Genomic DNA, 15,423 nt, shown 5'->3' with positions numbered 1-15,423 from the left:
TTCCTGCAAGATGTCAAAAGAAGAAGAAATTCGACAAAGTTAGTTGTATTTAGCTATTTTTTGTAACGTGCGATTAAATAACGTAAATACATTGGCGGTATCTGCATTTTCTTCAAGTATTAACGGTGTTTCAGACAAAACCTTATCCCCGTTTTTGACAACCAATGTTCCAACTTGTTCCCCTTTTTTTAATGGTGGGGCAATTGCTTGATCTAATTTTACAGATGTCGTAAAGTTTTCGACTTTCTCACCTTTTTTATGGACAGTACTTATTGGTTGTGAGGAAACAACCTTAATATCACTCTTTTTTGCCTTAAGTAGGTCTAACTTAGCAACCTGTTCCCCTTTTTTATAGAGATTAGTGGTTTCAAAATGCTGAAAGCTATAGTCCAACATATTCGAGACGATAGAATTACGCACTTTTGGCGATTCAGCACCCATGACAACCGTTACTACACGCATATCATTCTTTTTTGCAGTAGCAGTTAAACAATATTTTGCTTCACTGGTGTAACCTGTTTTTAACCCATCTACACCTGGATAAAATTTAACTAGTTTGTTTGTATTTACTAACCAAAATTCATCTTCTTGCCCTTTTCTCAAATAGTCTTCATAGACAGAAGTATAATCAGTTATTTCTTCATGGTTTAATAAATGCTGCGCAATAACCGCCATATCATATGCCGTTGAATAATGATCTTCAGCAGGTAGACCCGTTGGATTTTGAAATTTAGTATTTTCAAGTCCCAATTCCTTCACTTTTTCATTCATTTTTTTAACAAACTCTTCTTCACTTCCAGCGATTCGTTCGGCAAGTGCAACACTAGCGTCATTACCAGAAGCAATTGCCACACCTTTTAATAAATCGTTAACGGTCATTTCTTCTCCTGCTTCTAGGAAAATTTGGGAACCGCCCATAGACGCAGCATATTCACTGATACGGACTTTTTCATCCAAGTCAATTTTTTCATTATCTAATGCTTCCATAATTAACAAAAGCGTCATTATTTTTGTCATACTTGCAGGGGGAAGCTTTTCATTTGCATTTTTATCATAAAGTATCGTACCTGTATCCTGTTCAAGTAATATAGCAGATTTTGCTTTTGATGCTAGATTTAATGAATCAGTCTTCTTATCCGAATTGCTTTCTTCGGCATAGACTGGTATTGAAATTCCTACATAAACTATAAAAACAGTGCAAAGTACAATAATCAAATTTTTCATAACTGTTACCTCCAACATTCTATTTATTTCTAGGTTTTCCAATATATTCACTTTTTATAAGTAGCTAAGAGAATAAAAAACACTCAGAATTTCGTCTGATCCGAAATTCTGAGTGTTTAGCATTTCTTAATTTATTTTTTTGTAATCCTATCATAGATCAAGGAAGGAACATCCACTGAACCAGCGGTAATCGTAATACTTTGATATAGTTTTTCCTTAACCTTGTCAAGATCTGAATCATTTGCATGAATGGTTAGGAGTGATTCACCTTCCTTTACAGAATCTCCTACCTTTTTATGAAGAACGAGACCAACTGCCAAATCAATTTCCGATTCTTTTGTTGCCCTACCCGCCCCGAGCATCATCGCGGCCGTGCCAAAATCATTTGCTACAATTTCGGAAACTGTACCTGAGGTATTAGCAGGTAACTCTATCTTATGTGTCGCTTGTGGTAACAAACTAGGATCATCTGCAACACCTGCATCTCCGCCCTGCGCTTCTAAGAAAATTTTAAACTGTTCAAAGGCTTTACCATTCGCAATATTTTCTTCAAGCATTTGCCGTGCTTCCTCAATTGTCGTTGCCTTTTCAGCTAATACTACCATTTGACTACCTAGCGTTAAACATAACTCAGTTAGATCTTTTGGTCCTTGTCCTTTTAATGTTTCAATTGCCTCTTTTACTTCTAAAGCATTACCGATTGCTCTTCCTAACGGCTGTGACATATCAGAGATGACTGCCATCGTATTTCGTCCAACCCGATTCCCGATTGAAACCATAGCTTCTGCTAATTGTTTTGCATCATCAAGTTCTTTCATGAATGCACCAGCACCAGTTTTAACGTCCAAAACTATCGCATCTGCACCCGATGCAATTTTTTTACTCATTATCGAGCTTGCAATCAGAGGGATAGAGTTAACGGTCGCTGTAACATCTCGCAAACTGTATAATTTTTTATCTGCTGGCGTTAAATTACCAGTTTGGCCGATTACGGCAACCTTATTTTTATTAACTAGCCCAATAAACTCTGCGCTAGTTATCTCAACGTGAAAACCTGGAACAGCTTCCAATTTATCGATTGTTCCACCAGTGTGTCCAAGACCACGTCCACTCATCTTAGCAACTGGAACTCCAAGTGACGCAACAAGTGGTGCCAAAATAAGTGTCGTTGTATCACCAACACCACCCGTTGAATGCTTGTCTACTTTGATTCCTTCTATATTTGATAGATCAATTGTATCACCAGAGTTTACCATTGCAGATGTGAGCATTGCTCGTTCATCTTCAGACATATCTTGAAAATAAATGGCCATTAGTAATGCACTAACTTGGTAATCAGGGATTTCATCGTTTGTATAACCATCAATAAAGTACCCAATTTCTTCTTGCGTTAAATTCTTACCATCACGTTTTTTTTCAATTAAATCATACATTCTCATGATAAAAACACCTCCCCCGCAAATAATTTAGGATATTGTTTGAATAATCTTTTTTACGAATTGTAAAAAGTTTTCTCTTACTTTTTCAGTTGTTTCCATAACTTCATCATGTGTTAACGGTTGGTCAAGTATTCCAGCAGCCATATTTGAAATACAAGAGATACCTAATACACGGATACCCGCATGACCTGCAACAATTACCTCTGGGACTGTAGACATTCCGACTGCGTCACCACCTAGTGTGCGAAGCATTTTAATTTCAGCAGGTGTTTCATATATTGGTCCTGTGTTACCGACATAAACACCCTTTTGAACCGTTAAGCCAAGTTGATTCGCACAGGACTCCGCAAGAGAAACAAGTTCTCTATTATATACTTGTGACATATCGGGGAATCGTACACCTAAACGATCATCATTTGGTCCGAGTAATGGATTGTCGCCCATATTATTAATATGATCGGATATTAGCATTAAATCACCAGGATTGAATCCTTTATTTATACCACCAGCTGCATTTGTTACAATAATCGATTCAATACCTAATTCTTTCATTACCCGAACTGGAAATGTAACTTGTTGCATGGTGTAGCCTTCATAATAGTGAAAGCGACCTTGCATGGCAATTACCTGTTTACCTTCAAGGTTTCCAATTACGAGTTGACCTTTATGTCCTGTAACTGTAGATTCCGGAAAATGTGGAATGTCTTTATAGGGAATTATTATTGGGTTCTCAATCTCATCACCTAATACACCCAGTCCAGAACCTAGAATTAATCCTATACTTGGTTTTAACGTTATTTTATTTTCAATAAATGCGCATGCTTCTTGAATCTCATTACGATACATAAATTCTTCTCCCCCTATCGAATCTCTTTTAAAAAGCTTGTTCCATGCTCAGGCATTGTTATCTTAAAGTTTTCAGCAATTGTAGCCCCAATGTCTGCAAATGTATCTCTCTCTTTTATATGTGAACCATTATCAATATTTTTATGATAGGCTAGCAATGGTACAAATTCACGTGTATGATCTGTTCCTGAGTGAACAGGATCGTTACCATGATCTGCCGTAATCAATAATAAATCGTTTTCCTTTAGCTTGTTTAAAACTTCTGGCAGCCTTGCATCATATGCTTCTAGCGCTTTACCGTATCCTTCGGGGTCACGACGATGTCCGTATTTCGCATCAAAGTCAACCAGATTTAAAAAGCTAATGCCATGAAAATCTTTATCCATTGATTCAACCAATTTCGTCATTCCATCCTCATTATCAGTTGTTCGAATCGCTTCTGTTACACCTTCACCATCATATATATCGGAAATTTTACCTAATGCTATAACATCATGGTTTGCATCTTTCAATTCATTCATAACTGTCCTGCCGAATGGTTTTAGTGCATAGTCATGGCGATTTGATGTGCGCTCGAATGCTCCAGGTATTCCAACGAACGGGCGGGCAATCACGCGCCCAACCATATATTTTTCATCTAATGTTAATTCCCTTGCAATTTCACAAATACGATACTGCTCTTCAAGTGGCACAATTTCTTCATGTGCAGCAATTTGTAATACTGAATCTGCCGATGTATACACGATAAGTGCACCAGTATCCATGTGCTCTTCACCTAACTCCTCTAGTATTTCAGTACCAGAAGCCGGCTTATTTCCAATAATCTTACGTCCAGATTTGGTTTCTAACTCTTGGATGAGTTCTGCTGGAAACCCTTCTGAAAAGGTACGAAACGGTTGTTCAATATGCAGACCCATTATCTCCCAATGCCCAGTCATCGTATCCTTTCCATTCGATGCTTCTTGCATTTTTGTGAAATGTGCTTGTGGACTTTCTTGACTTTCAATTCCGTTAATTTTACGAATATTACTAAGACCCAATTTTTCCATGTTAGGCATATGAAGCCCGTTCATGTGATCCGCGATATGTCCTAACGTATCTGCACCTACATCATTAAACCTTTCTGCATCAGGCGCTTCACCAATACCAACTGAATCCATGACGATTAAAAAAACACGCTCAAAATTATTCATATTTATACCTCCCGTAATTATTTTCCCAAACTTTCATTAATATATGTCATTCGATATACGTTGTAGGATGTCAGACGTCTAAAATAAAAAAACTTACGCTCTAGGATGAAACGCCTTATACACATCTTTAAGTCGGGATTTGGAAACATGTGTGTAGATTTGGGTTGTTGATATGTCAGCATGTCCCAGCATTTCTTGTACAGCCCTTAAATCCGCTCCGTTCTCTAACAAATGCGTCGCAAACGAATGGCGTAACGTGTGTGGTGTTATATTTTTTTCTATTTGTTTATCTTTTGCTATAGTCTTAAGAACTTTCCAAAACCCTTGTCTTGATAATGGTCTTCCATGTTGATTGACAAATAGAACATCCTCTTTCTTTCTTTTTAGGATAATGCTACGTGAATGTTCGATATAATCTTCTACAGCACTTTTTGCCACATCACCCAGTGGTACAATCCGCTCTTTGGAACCCTTTCCTAAGCACCGGACAAATCCCATCGTTAAATGAAGGTCACTTACTTTTAGTGTAATAAGTTCTGAAACACGTAAACCTGTAGCATAAAGCAATTCCAGCATAGCTTTGTTTCGAATTTCCAACGGTTTACGCCCATTAATTGTAAGTAGCTTTTCCACATCTTTTGAAGACAATATGGATGGTAATTTCTGTTCTTTTTTTGGTGTTTCAATATGTATACTTGGATCTTGATCAACGAGTTGCTCACGCAATAAAAATTGATGGAACAAGCGAAATGTTGAAAGAGAACGTGCAATAGTTGCGGAAGATTTGTGTTCATCCTTTAGCACATGTAAAAAACTTAGTAAATCATTACGAGAAATCGTGTTCCAATCCGTTTTATGAAGCTCAGTTTCCAGATAATGTACATATCGTTTCAAGTCACGTCGATAAGAATTAATTGTATTGACAGAAAGCCCACGTTCTACTTGTAAATAATGAAAGAAGTCCTCAATCGAACGGTTAAGCATACTTGTTACTCCCCTAGTCGAAAAAATAGATTAAAGCGATCCATAAAATCGTTTTCATTTACATAAACCTTTACAGCAGGCCCCTCAGGTGGATCATACCGATGATACTCTTTGTACTCCGCGTGCATAATTCGTAATCCAAAATAGAACAAAAACGTACATGCAATAAATATCACGAAAACTTTTAACGTATCCCATGCCATCCGCTTCATCTAGCATATCTCCTTTATTCATAGCTATCATTATTAAAAGATATGCCAAAAAACAAGGACAATATACATAAAACTAGAAAACTAGGGTTAAAAATTCTCATTTTAAGAGGATGTTCAAAAAAACGGCAAATGATAAACGGTTTTGAACACGCACTTTAAAAGTAACCTATTTTCTAAGATTTGTAAAACATCATTAGAAAACTCCCTCTGTATGATTGAGTTTTCTTTCAAATACTCTATTATTCGCAGGATTTCTAACCATCTTGAACTAGTAAAATCTTAACAGAACCAAATCGGCAACCCGTTTTAGGCAAAAAAAGGGGGGAGTGCTGTTGGAATAGACCATATTCCATCATTTTCCATATGAAGCACTTGCTCCAAATGCCCTTGGTGATTCACCCTCCCATGTCTCAACGGGTCATTTGCCCTTTCAATCCTTCGTTACACCTGTCCAAGAGTGGAGCCTGACTTTTGCTTGGCTATCGGGTCTGTGCCCTATTGTTTTCTAACATCAGTCCTCTTTGTGCTTGTTTATGAAATCCTACGAATAATTAAATATTCGATAATAATTCTTATCAAGTTAATAGGTAATTCGCTTTTTCTATTCTAGATTCTAGTTCTTCCTTCATGGGAAAACCTTGCCCAAGAGGCTTCATGTCAAGTCTTTCTGGTTATGCAATATAAATATCACGATTTTTTCTTTATGCAGCTCTTTCGACCTGCGGGAATACCAGTCGTGGGCTATAAAAGGTTTTATGTTTCATCATGCCCACCATCATGCGTGCCAATTTTCCACATAACTTCATAATCGAATTAATTTTTTTCATCCCTTTTTCCTTAACGTTTCTTCGGTGTAATTCCCGAAACTCTTTATTGTTCCTAACTAAACTCAGTACGGCCAGAAATAGCTGCTTCCTCAAACCTGACCTACCTCGTTTTGTGATAGTAATTTCGCCTTTATGCTTACCAGAACTGTTCTCTCCTAAATGGAGTCCCGCCAGGCGTAAAATTTGATTTCCATGCTGAAAATTGGGGATGTGCCCTATTTCAGCTACAAGGCTTGTGACTAGTAAAGGACTTAGTCCCTTTATATCTATTAATGGTTCATAAATCGATAAATCCGCTATTAAGCCTATTGCTTTTTCCTTTATTTCCTCAATCTGTTTTGTTAACTGTTCATATTGTTCTAGCAATAATTTCAGCATCCAAGTAGCCTTATCCATCCCATCTTCACTTGCAATACTACACTTCGCCTGTTTGATGAGTTCTTTCGCATGAGCTTTACTAATCCGTTTGACATCCTTTTTCCATGCTTTTAAAATATCCTCCTCACTCATTTCCCTGATTTCATTTGGGGACGGGAATCGTTTCAGCGTTGAGATTGACATTTTACCAGTCCAATCTTTGAACACCTTTGAATACTCGGGAAACCATTTATCCAACCAACGGTGGATTTGATTTTGAACACTTACGTGTTGTTTGGTGACGAACTCATGAAGAGACATTAATTCACGTAAATCTTTATATGGCCCTTGAGGTAAATGTAGTACTGAATAATATCCATTTTTAATCATATCCGCAATTACTAAAGCGTCCTTTACATCATGCTTGGTTGGTGAGTTATCACGATTTTCCTTGTTCTTTTTTACAAGATACGGATTCACCGTAACAACTTCTATACCTTTTTCCGTCAGCCAATACGCAAGGAGTAGCCAATAGTGGCCGGTTGGTTCCATACCAATGATCAATTGCGTTTTCTGGCTCTTTTTTTGTAGCGACTTAACCCAAAACATCAATCGTTCAAACCCAGCCATGTCATTTGAAAATTTAAGAGACTTTCCAAGTTCAATTCCACGAAAATTAACAGCTCTAGCGACGTGAATTTCTTTAGCGATATCAATTCCAACAATTAAATGATCAGGTGAAATATGTTCAATACGTTGATTTTGGATTTGTTTTTGTTTAAACTTCATAATATAGAGCTTCCTCCTATTGGTTGATTTTTTAAGGACTTTTGACCCATTGCTTATTTCAATCATATGAGGAAGTTCTTTTTTGTTCAAATCCTAAATTTAACACCCTACAGGATTGCTTGGCTTATCGCCAAGCCTTAATGGCGAAAGCCTTAGTTGCACTTATGCAGTAAGAAAGGATTTATACTTTCTTAACTGCTTAGAAAAACTCGGCATTCGCCTCGTCCTTAATAGCGAATGGCGAGTTTTTCTTATACCGGCGTTTCCTTAAAACTAATATACTTTCCTTACGTAAAACAAAAGAAGCCTTCTTTCAGTTTGCTAACAGAAAGAAGGCGCCTCATTATGTTATTATGTGGTTTCAACAGCTACTTTTTGACACTGTTTACAAATACCATGAAAAGTTAAACGATGGTCTTTCACTTGAAAACCCCAATCGTTTTCTACTATTTTTTCAACGTCTTCTAATAAGTCATCAACAATTTCCTCAACTGATCCACACTCAATACAAACTAAATGATGATGAAAGTGTTCGGCACCTTCTTTACGAAGATCATACCTTGAAACACCGTCACCAAAATTAATTTTATCAACAATTTTCAATTCCGATAATAACTCTAATGTACGGTATACTGTTGCGAGGCCAATTTCTGGCGCTTTATCTTTTACTAATAAATAAATTTCCTCCGCACTTAAGTGGTCTTCTTCTCGTTCCAATAATACTCTGACCGTTGCCTCGCGTTGTGGAGTCAGCTTATAACTCTGTGCATGGAGTAGCTTTTTAATTCGATCAATTCGGTGTTCCATGGCAAGTTCTCCTCCTCACTATTCCCACTTATTATTATATGCACAGTTGAAACGAGTGTCAAAGTATAATTATTATAAATAACTAACAACAATTATTATTATATAGTATTAGTTATTATTTGTAATACGTTTTGATTAAAGCTTCCATTGCTTCATTCGAAACATACGCCTCCATTAATGCAGCGAGTAATGCTCCCGCTAATAATAACGTAAAGACAATCGCATATCGACTTAGCGGTTGCAGTATTGGTTGTGATAACCGCCTAGAAAATAATTTGTTTAGTAATGTTAAAGAAAAAATCATCGATAAACTACCTGCTATAAGGTAGATTGGTATGACTACTAGATTTTGTGGTGCGATTGATAATGATGCAAGAAATAACCCTTCAAATAATCCAAGTTGATTGACAATAAATCCGACAGAAAATCCAACGACTAATCCTTTTAAAAATAATAATACCCATACAATCGGCAAACCAATAACCGATAACCCTAGAATAAATAATAATAGTAAATATTTAGCGTGATAAAAGAAACTATCTTTCATTATTTCTCCGTTATCAATTTCTTGGCTACCAGCAATTTTCTCAAAAAAACGTTCAAGATAAAAGAATAAATCTTGTTTCTGTACAAAATTCATGCTGTTCACAATAACTGCTCCAAAAATAACTCCTGTTAAAAACAGAACTAACATAAATAAGTAGATGGTTGCGTATTTTTTTACATGATCAACAATTGGCTTTTTATTTTGAAACATCGGAGTCCCCCATCCTTAGAGAAACTAGGGCATTCGCTTCGTCCTTACCTAGCGAATATGCCGAAGTTTTTATATAATCCTTAAGCTAGTACAAACTATCCTATACTTAAAAACTATGAGGAATTCCGAATAAAAATACCACAATCTACTTTTTTCTTATATTAAGTTTAGAATTAAGAAGGATTAATACTCCCGTACTTCCCTCCCCCACCAGCTGAGATCGCTAATTCTCCATTTCGCATTTGGATAATTGCTCTTGCTAGCTTTTCTGGGACGACTTCCTCCAATCTGTTTAATGGTACCTGATGAATAATGTTCATCTCTGTATTAAAGTTTTCTAGTAGTTTTCCATATGTTTTTGGACCAAGGGATGGCAAATATTCAAGTGGAACCTGATACATGTATGGTGGTCGACTCACCTTATTTACGTTTTCATTGGCGAGCTCTTTTATGCGGTCATAAACACCTTTTACTATTTTAGTGGAACCGCACGTTGGACAAACTTTAACGCTAGTTGTTAACGGTTCAAGGCATTTACTACAAACAGTTGTGTGATATTTCCCGAGCTTCGGATTCATTCCAAAATTGCGGCTTATCTTTCTGCCCTTTACCTGATGTAATGCCCAGTTAAGCTCTTTGAATGACGGCTCTTCCATTTCGATTTCTTGATATTCACGTGCAATTTTGCCTAAAGAATGGGCATCTGAGTTAGAAACAAACGTGTATGCATGTAATTCTTCAATTTGATCTGCCATACTTGTATCTGAGCTAAGACCTAGCTCGACTGCATCAATTAAATCTGGATCAAAAACCTCTTCAAGTGACTGCTTTACACCTTTTCCATATGTACTTTTAAATGGCGTAAACACATGGGCTGGAATAAATAAACCATCTAACTCTTTCACTTTGTATTGCAACGCTTTTGCTGTACCGTAATAACGCTGTGAACTCAAATTAATATTTGTCATTTTAGTAGCCAACCACTCCGTAAACTCTTCCATTTTTGCTAGTGTTGGAAGATAGCATAAGACATGTACTGGACCCTGACAATTCTCATCATTCACCTCTATTTCTGAACCAAGAATTAATGTCACATCCTCAAACTGAATGCCACCATCCTCAAGCTCTCTTGCCTGATTATTGGCCAATAATTGCTTTAATTCCTGTTGGACATGTGGAGCATGACTATCAATTATGCCTACTAAATGAATACCTTTATTCCTACTTGATTCGAGTAAAATATTTGTTAGTGTTAAGCTTTTAGCTCCTGTAATTTTTACTGGTTTATCGTACATATCACGACCGATGTGAATATGTAGATCAGCAAAGAACGACTCGATCATTACTTACATCATCTCCAATGTCTGTAAATAAAGAATTGCATAATTCGTTTTCGCATCTTGTATGCGATTTTCCTTCACGTATTGTTGCGCTTCTTCTAGTGTTAACTCTAGTATCTCCACAAATTCGTCCTCATCACCGTCTATCTTCTCTTTTAATTCTTCCAGTTTATTGCTTACGTATATATACATAAGCTCATCTGCAAAACCAGGTGATGTATAAAAGGATGCTACAAATTCCAATTCATTTGTTGTATAACCCGTCTCTTCTTCTAATTCCCTGACTGCCGTAGCTTCTGGTTTCTCCCCTGGTTCTAATTTACCAGCGGGAATTTCAACAAGTGATTTTTCTAAAGGTTTGCGATATTGTTCAACAAAGATAATCTTCTTATCCTTTGTAATCGGGATAATTGCAACAGCCCCAGGGTGCTTAATAATCTCTCGCTTAGACGTTTTCCCGTTTGGCAACGTCACATCATCTACTTGTAAATGCACCACTTTACCGTCATATATTTTTTCAGAACGTATTGTTTTTTCTTCAAATTTTCGCATAAACTACCATCCTCTACCTACTTTTCCCCATTTTAACATAATTTAATAGCGGATTTATGTTGAATTAGTTGTAATCCCGCCAGCTTGTTTTTACACTAATACTAATAGGAGGTTAAAGTATGAACACAAATCGTTTAGGTAAATCAGATTTATATGTATCAGACTTAACACTTGGTTGCATGTCACTTGGAACCGATGCTACTAAAGCAAAAGAAATTATTGACGAAGCTTTAGATGCAGGAATCAATCATCTTGATACAGCCGATTTATATGATTTTGGAATGAATGAAGAAGTTGTTGGTGAGGCCATTAAAAATAAGCGTAAAGACATTATTTTAACAACAAAAGTAGGTAATCATTTCGACCGTGCAAAAAAGGATTGGCACTGGGATCCATCAAAGGCACATATTAAAGATGGATTAAAAGATAGCCTGCGTCGACTACAAACGGATTATATTGATTTTTACATGCTACACGGTGGAACGACTGATGACCCGATTAATGAAACAATCTCAGCCTTTGATGAACTAAAGCAAGAAGGGGTTATCCGGGCATATGGTATTTCATCTATTAGACCGAATGTAATACGTGAATATGTAAAGCGGTCATCCATCGATGGCGTGATGATGCAGTACAATATGCTTGATCGCCGTCCTGAGGAAGAAATATTAGATTTATTAGAGCAACATACTATTAGTGTTCTAGCTCGAGGCCCTCTAGCAAAAGGTATGCTTACAGAAAAAGGAAACCAACAAATCGAAAAGAAAGCCCAAGATGGATTTCTCGATTATTCCCAAAGAGAATTAACCGATATTTATCAAAAGATATCAAAGACCGTGGGTGATTCCTCGCTTAGCAGTGTCGCCTTAAACTATATTTTACATCATCCTGCTGTTGCGAGTGCTGTGTTTGGAGCAAGCTCAGTTGCCCAGGTTAACGACAATGTAGCTTATCGAACTTCACAACTAATGACGGATGACATGTATGCATCCCTTCAAGCTATTACGAAACCAATTAAATACGACAAACACAGATGATAAAAACCGGGGTGTGTATAGCTCCGGTTTTTGTTCTTCCTAACAGACTATAGAATTAATTTCCATTGATAATTAACTTCCTAGTGCATACAATAAGAACAAATGTTCCTAATACTAGTGAGGTGAGTTAAATGGATTACTCTACATACCCACGAAATGATGTACTTTGTATCGATATGCGTTCATTTTACGCAAGTGTTGAAGCTGTTAAATTAGGGCTCGATCCAATGAAGGATCAATTAGCTGTTGTTGGTGACACAAATAGAACAGGTAGTATTGTGCTAGCTGCTTCACCAGAATTGAAGAAGAAGCACGGCGTAAGCAATGTGAGTCGATTTTTCGAACTACCAGATGATCCCGGGATTCACATCGTAAATGCACACATGGCCGACTACTTAGCTGTTTCGCTGGAAATCACAAAGTTAATTAATCAATATGTACCAAAAGAAGCCATTCATCAATACTCTGTTGACGAAGTTTGGGTTACCGTAAATGGACTTCAAAAATTATTTGGAGACAGGTGGCAAGTTGCTAAGCTAATTAAGCAAGATATTTTAAAAAACATGGGTATTACTTGTTCGATTGGCATCGGTGATAATAAATTTCTTGCTAAGGTCGTTATGGATTTACACGCAAAAAAAGCAGGAATAGCTGAATGTAAGTATGAGGACGTGAAAGAAAAGTTATGGCCATTTCCAGTACAAGATATTTGGGGAATAGGCCGAAGAATGCAAAATAATTTAAACAGAATGGGAATCGTAAATCTTGGACAGCTAGCAAATTTTTCATTAGAACATTTAAAAAAACGTTTTGGAATTATGGGAGAGCAACTTTATCGGCACGCTTGGGGTGTTGATCTTAGCCCTGTTTTAGGTAATTTTACAAAACTTGAGCAAAAAGGATTCGGCCATGGCATTTCCTTATTGCGTGACTACTCCAAAGAAGAAGTTGCTGCTTGTATTCTCGATCTTTCGGAAGAAGCATGCCGTCGAGCAAGAACCGCTAATAAGGCAGGAAGAACCATTCACCTTGGGATATCGTATTCAAAAGTAACCGGTGGAGGCTTTAATCGGTCAAGGTCAATTACATTTCCAACGAATATTACGATGGAAGTCTACGGTATTTGTATGCAACTATTCGCTAAATTTCATGATGGATTCAGTGATATCAGACACGTATATGTGACCTTAGATAACCTTTATGAAAACGCGGAAACGCAGTTAGATTTATTTGATGATAAACCTAAGAAAAAGGATATCGGCTATGTGATGGATTCCATTCGTGATAAATATGGTTCAACTGCGATACTTCGAGCCACCAGCTATACCGAAGCCGGAATTACTATCGGAAGGAGCAAAAAAATAGGAGGCCACAATGCCTAATGTTGAAAAGTCTAAATACACCTTTTTTCAGAAATATGATAATATTGTTATATCAAAAATAAGAGAGACTAATTATTTGCAACACGGGGGCTAACAAATGAATAGAAATCTACTAAAACAGTTGTATTGGATTATACCTGGAATTATTATTATTTTTGGATTAACTTTATTATTTTCTCAAAACTTCTCTAAGGTTACAGAGCCACCTGCACCCAATTGGAGTAGAAGTCTAACCATTAGTAAAACAGATGTTAATAGGCTACCTCCTATAAAACAGACAAAAGATGGAGCATATATCATCACTAGCTTTGAAGGTGGGAAATTAGCCACAACAACAATCAATAGTGAATTCCTTGTACAGGACAAAAAAACCTATGATATACCAGTAAACAAGTGGACACAGGTTTATCAACAAGGCGCGCATCTTATTTATTTTGACTTTACAAATATATACGATAAAAATAGAAATAAAATAGTCTCCGATGTTGAACGGTTTTATCCGCTAGAGAATACAATTCTTTATGTGAAAGACAAGGTATTATACCAACTTTCTCCAGACAATAAAGAATCAACAAAGGTTATGAATATTGACTTAAATAAAAAGGAAATTATCCCACAAGAATACGAAAACGGGATAAATATATTAACCTATGCAACCAATACTGATGAAATCAACATAACGTTACAACAATTAACGAACGGAACTGTTAAACAAAAGTACCAAACAAGCGTACCTATAAACCCTGGGAAAATTGTAAAAGATGTTTCGTTTGCGCTCGAAGATCAAAAATTGGGGATATTATTGCAAGAAGAACTTGAAGCACGTCAAGGGACCCCAAAATTTTTTAACTATTTTATGCAAACAACGATTACGGAACAAACTCCGCAACCATTACAAGAAATAAGACTACAAGACCCAGCTGGAAATAATGATTTAACAGAGATTTCCAATGTCGTTCTAACATACAACGATGGCAACCCGAGTTTATTATTTCAAGCAAATGGTCAAACCGAAACACAATACAATGATAACAGCGCCTTCAATATTTATAAGGCAACGATAAATGAGGATGGCACAACAGCCACCGAGCGACGTAGTAATACACCTGCGATATCGGTCAAACCGCAATGGGTGAATGAGGAAACAATTGCGTGGCTTGATTTAGACTCAGATGGCAACGCTATTAACTTTTCATCCAGTGATATTGCTGCAATCAGTCAAGCCACTGGTTTTAATCAAGATGACTGGATACGGACCCTGGGGAAAACGCTTGGTATGTTAACTGCATCTATATTCGCTGTTGCAATTTCTTCTGTATGGTTTATATGGCCAATTGTGTTCATCGCGCTAATGTATTTCTTCAGAAGCAGAACAATTGATCGAGACCCTGTTTGGGTTTTTTATACAGGAATTGGAATTTATGCTATCGCAGCACTGGTTTGGAAAAATCAATTTTTCGTAAACAATATTTATATAAATGCACCAAATTATTTAACCTTTGAAGGTAGCTCCTATTTTTATATGTTTGTATTTGCCGCCATATCTTTTGCTATCGTGCAAATAATAAAACGAGCAAATGAATGGGATGTCACCATACGCATCATGTACTTTGTTGGAATTCATATCCTTCTGTTAACAACTTTCTTTGGCCCTTATGTACTTTAAAAACAAGTTCC

Annotated in this window: 14 protein-coding genes; 3 read left to right on the top strand and 11 right to left on the bottom strand. The window is 36.8% G+C overall.

The features are described from left to right. Nucleotides 1-39: 39 nt before the first annotated feature. The 11 genes from CFK40_RS10785 to CFK40_RS10735 all read right to left on the bottom strand — a co-directional run bounded on the left by CFK40_RS10785 (nucleotide 40) and on the right by CFK40_RS10735 (nucleotide 11,327). The gene (locus CFK40_RS10785) at nucleotides 40-1,224 is read right to left on the bottom strand and encodes a D-alanyl-D-alanine carboxypeptidase family protein (protein WP_089532310.1); all 1,185 of its coding nucleotides are present in this window, start codon (nucleotides 1,222-1,224) and stop codon (nucleotides 40-42) included. A gap of 131 nt (nucleotides 1,225-1,355) precedes the next feature. Further along, nucleotides 1,356-2,663, bottom strand: coding sequence for a pyrimidine-nucleoside phosphorylase (locus CFK40_RS10780; RefSeq protein ID WP_089532309.1), 1,308 nt, complete (start codon nucleotides 2,661-2,663; stop codon nucleotides 1,356-1,358). A 27-nt stretch (nucleotides 2,664-2,690) separates the two neighbouring features. Next, nucleotides 2,691-3,509 (bottom strand): purine-nucleoside phosphorylase, encoded by an 819-nt coding sequence (locus CFK40_RS10775; RefSeq protein ID WP_089532308.1) that lies wholly within the window; start codon nucleotides 3,507-3,509, stop codon nucleotides 2,691-2,693. 14 nt (nucleotides 3,510-3,523) lie between these two features. Next, a complete protein-coding gene (gene deoB, locus CFK40_RS10770; protein WP_089532307.1) occupies nucleotides 3,524-4,702 on the bottom strand; it encodes a phosphopentomutase in 1,179 nt (392 codons plus the stop codon). A gap of 93 nt (nucleotides 4,703-4,795) precedes the next feature. Next, nucleotides 4,796-5,686, bottom strand: a complete 891-nt coding sequence (xerD, locus tag CFK40_RS10765; RefSeq protein ID WP_089532306.1) for a site-specific tyrosine recombinase XerD — start codon at nucleotides 5,684-5,686, stop codon at nucleotides 4,796-4,798. Between the two features lie 5 nt (nucleotides 5,687-5,691). After that, nucleotides 5,692-5,898 carry a DUF4227 family protein gene (locus tag CFK40_RS10760; protein WP_089532305.1) on the bottom strand — a complete coding sequence of 69 codons (207 nt, stop codon included), beginning with the start codon at nucleotides 5,896-5,898 and terminating at the stop codon, nucleotides 5,692-5,694. Nucleotides 5,899-6,599: 701 nt separating this feature from the next. Next, a complete protein-coding gene (locus CFK40_RS10755) occupies nucleotides 6,600-7,871 on the bottom strand; it encodes an IS110 family RNA-guided transposase (protein ID WP_089532304.1) in 1,272 nt (423 codons plus the stop codon). 351 nt (nucleotides 7,872-8,222) lie between these two features. After that, on the bottom strand, nucleotides 8,223-8,678 hold the full coding sequence (gene fur / locus CFK40_RS10750; protein ID WP_089532303.1) for a ferric iron uptake transcriptional regulator: 456 nt from the start codon (nucleotides 8,676-8,678) through the stop codon (nucleotides 8,223-8,225). 115 nt (nucleotides 8,679-8,793) lie between these two features. Next, complete coding sequence (gene spoIIM / locus CFK40_RS10745) at nucleotides 8,794-9,435, bottom strand: stage II sporulation protein M (RefSeq protein WP_089532302.1); 642 nt, start codon at nucleotides 9,433-9,435, stop codon at nucleotides 8,794-8,796. Between the two features lie 173 nt (nucleotides 9,436-9,608). After that, complete coding sequence (locus tag CFK40_RS10740; RefSeq protein ID WP_193433322.1) at nucleotides 9,609-10,778, bottom strand: endonuclease Q family protein; 1,170 nt, start codon at nucleotides 10,776-10,778, stop codon at nucleotides 9,609-9,611. Nucleotides 10,779-10,781: 3 nt separating this feature from the next. Further along, complete coding sequence (locus CFK40_RS10735; RefSeq protein WP_089532301.1) at nucleotides 10,782-11,327, bottom strand: NUDIX hydrolase; 546 nt, start codon at nucleotides 11,325-11,327, stop codon at nucleotides 10,782-10,784. A gap of 119 nt (nucleotides 11,328-11,446) precedes the next feature. Here CFK40_RS10735 and CFK40_RS10730 point away from each other — a divergent pair, with 119 nt between their 5' ends. The 3 genes from CFK40_RS10730 to CFK40_RS10720 all read left to right on the top strand — a co-directional run bounded on the left by CFK40_RS10730 (nucleotide 11,447) and on the right by CFK40_RS10720 (nucleotide 15,412). Continuing rightward, nucleotides 11,447-12,364 carry an aldo/keto reductase gene (locus tag CFK40_RS10730; RefSeq protein ID WP_089532300.1) on the top strand — a complete coding sequence of 306 codons (918 nt, stop codon included), beginning with the start codon at nucleotides 11,447-11,449 and terminating at the stop codon, nucleotides 12,362-12,364. Nucleotides 12,365-12,495: 131 nt separating this feature from the next. Then, nucleotides 12,496-13,746: a Y-family DNA polymerase gene (locus CFK40_RS10725; RefSeq protein WP_089532299.1), complete on the top strand. Its 1,251-nt coding sequence runs from the start codon at nucleotides 12,496-12,498 to the stop codon at nucleotides 13,744-13,746. 97 nt (nucleotides 13,747-13,843) lie between these two features. Then, nucleotides 13,844-15,412 carry a hypothetical protein gene (locus tag CFK40_RS10720; RefSeq protein ID WP_089532298.1) on the top strand — a complete coding sequence of 523 codons (1,569 nt, stop codon included), beginning with the start codon at nucleotides 13,844-13,846 and terminating at the stop codon, nucleotides 15,410-15,412. The last annotated feature ends 11 nt before the right edge of the window (nucleotides 15,413-15,423 follow it).

It is taken from the genome of Virgibacillus necropolis (genome assembly GCF_002224365.1).
GTDB classification, from domain to species: Bacteria; Bacillota; Bacilli; order Bacillales; family Amphibacillaceae; genus Virgibacillus_F; species Virgibacillus_F necropolis.
The sequence above is the reverse complement of the archived record's forward strand: the minus strand, read 5'-3'. Positions and strand labels throughout refer to the sequence as shown.

Bases quoted from the DNA above. Each gene is read 5' to 3' on its own strand.
- CFK40_RS10785 (WP_089532310.1), bottom strand. From the start codon at position 1,224: ATGAAAAATTTGATTATTGTACTTTGCACTGTTTTTATAGTTTATGTA.
- CFK40_RS10780 (WP_089532309.1), bottom strand. From the start codon at position 2,663: ATGAGAATGTATGATTTAATTGAAAAAAAACGTGATGGTAAGAATTTA.
- CFK40_RS10775 (WP_089532308.1), bottom strand. From the start codon at position 3,509: ATGTATCGTAATGAGATTCAAGAAGCATGCGCATTTATTGAAAATAAA.
- deoB (WP_089532307.1), bottom strand. From the start codon at position 4,702: ATGAATAATTTTGAGCGTGTTTTTTTAATCGTCATGGATTCAGTTGGT.
- xerD (WP_089532306.1), bottom strand. From the start codon at position 5,686: ATGCTTAACCGTTCGATTGAGGACTTCTTTCATTATTTACAAGTAGAA.
- CFK40_RS10760 (WP_089532305.1), bottom strand. From the start codon at position 5,898: ATGAAGCGGATGGCATGGGATACGTTAAAAGTTTTCGTGATATTTATT.
- CFK40_RS10755 (WP_089532304.1), bottom strand. From the start codon at position 7,871: ATGAAGTTTAAACAAAAACAAATCCAAAATCAACGTATTGAACATATT.
- fur (WP_089532303.1), bottom strand. From the start codon at position 8,678: ATGGAACACCGAATTGATCGAATTAAAAAGCTACTCCATGCACAGAGT.
- spoIIM (WP_089532302.1), bottom strand. From the start codon at position 9,435: ATGTTTCAAAATAAAAAGCCAATTGTTGATCATGTAAAAAAATACGCA.
- CFK40_RS10740 (WP_193433322.1), bottom strand. From the start codon at position 10,778: ATGATCGAGTCGTTCTTTGCTGATCTACATATTCACATCGGTCGTGAT.
- CFK40_RS10735 (WP_089532301.1), bottom strand. From the start codon at position 11,327: ATGCGAAAATTTGAAGAAAAAACAATACGTTCTGAAAAAATATATGAC.
- CFK40_RS10730 (WP_089532300.1), top strand. From the start codon at position 11,447: ATGAACACAAATCGTTTAGGTAAATCAGATTTATATGTATCAGACTTA.
- CFK40_RS10725 (WP_089532299.1), top strand. From the start codon at position 12,496: ATGGATTACTCTACATACCCACGAAATGATGTACTTTGTATCGATATG.
- CFK40_RS10720 (WP_089532298.1), top strand. From the start codon at position 13,844: ATGAATAGAAATCTACTAAAACAGTTGTATTGGATTATACCTGGAATT.